This is a genomic window from Nostoc sp. DedSLP03, assembly GCF_034530815.1.
In the GTDB taxonomy this organism is placed as follows: Bacteria; Cyanobacteriota; Cyanobacteriia; order Cyanobacteriales; family Nostocaceae; genus Nostoc.
Map to the genome: position 1 here is coordinate 1 of NZ_JAVRCK010000247.1, position 1,165 is coordinate 1,165.

Annotated in this window: 1 protein-coding gene; it reads left to right on the plus strand. The window is 41.5% G+C overall.

All coding sequences use genetic code 11. From position 1 onward, the window contains the following. Positions 1 to 1,165: reverse transcriptase family protein (locus RM368_RS38595; RefSeq protein WP_322698951.1), on the plus strand; the 1,165-nt coding region annotated here is incomplete at both ends.

Below are 1,165 nucleotides of genomic sequence, written 5' to 3' on the forward strand. Positions count from 1 at the left end.
TGGATGTCTGCCAGGTTGTACTCGGAAGCCCTTATCTATGGGATAGGGATGCTATTCATTATAGAAGATTAAGGAAGTACAGATTAGTCAAGGATGGAAAGGAGTACATAGTTAATGCTACCAGGAATCAGGAGAAGATTTCAATGGTCTCAGCTACACAGGCAAAACGATTGGTTAATGCATGTGGAAAATTTGTTTTGCTTATGTTGAGGTCAAGGGAGCAGCCAAGGGAAGAGGCAGAATCTTCAGCACAAGTGTTGCACCCAGATCAGCAGCAGCAGATCAGGGAGCTATTGGACAGGTATGAATCTTTATTTTCAAAAGTGGAAGGTTTACCCCCAAGGCGCCCAATAGATCATGAAATTAACCTTGTAGCAGAATCTCCTTTGCCAAATTTGGCTTTGTATAGAAATTCTATAATGGAGAATGAAGAAATCAAAAGGCAGATTCAGGAACTACTGGAGCAGGGAGTGATAAGGCCTAGTTGCTCACCATGTGGATCCCCTGTTGTATTAGTGCCTAAGAAGGACGGAGGATGGAGGATGTGTATCGACTTTAGAGCACTGAATAAAATCACAGTGAAAAATCGATACCCTCTACCTAGAATTGATGATCTTATGGATCAATTGCAGCATGCTCAGTATTTCACAAAGTTGGACCTGAAGTCAGGTTATCATCAGGTTCGAGTTAAAGAGGAAGACACCTGGAAGACGGCTTTCAAGACTAAGCAAGGACTGTTCGAGTGGATGGTGTTGCCATTTGGTCTCTGTAATGCTCCAGCAACATTTATGAGACTAATGAATGAGGTACTCAGACCTTTTATTGATGATTGTGTAATTGTGTATTTGGATGACATTCTAGTTTTCAGTAGAACCTGGGAAGAACACATCCAGCACATAGAGAAGGTACTGAAGGTGCTTCAAAAGCATCAGTTGAAGCTAAATGCAAAGAAGTGTGAGTTTGGAAAGCAGACACTAGTGTACCTTGGATTTGTGATCGGTGGAGGAGAGCTTAGAATTGATCCAAAGAAGATTGAGGCCATCCTTAATTGGCCGAGACTGAAGACAGTAACTGAGGTAAGAAGCTTCATTGGAGCTTGCCAATATGTTAGAAAATTCATTAAGCATTTTTCACAAATAGCAGCTCCTTTACATTCTTTGACCAA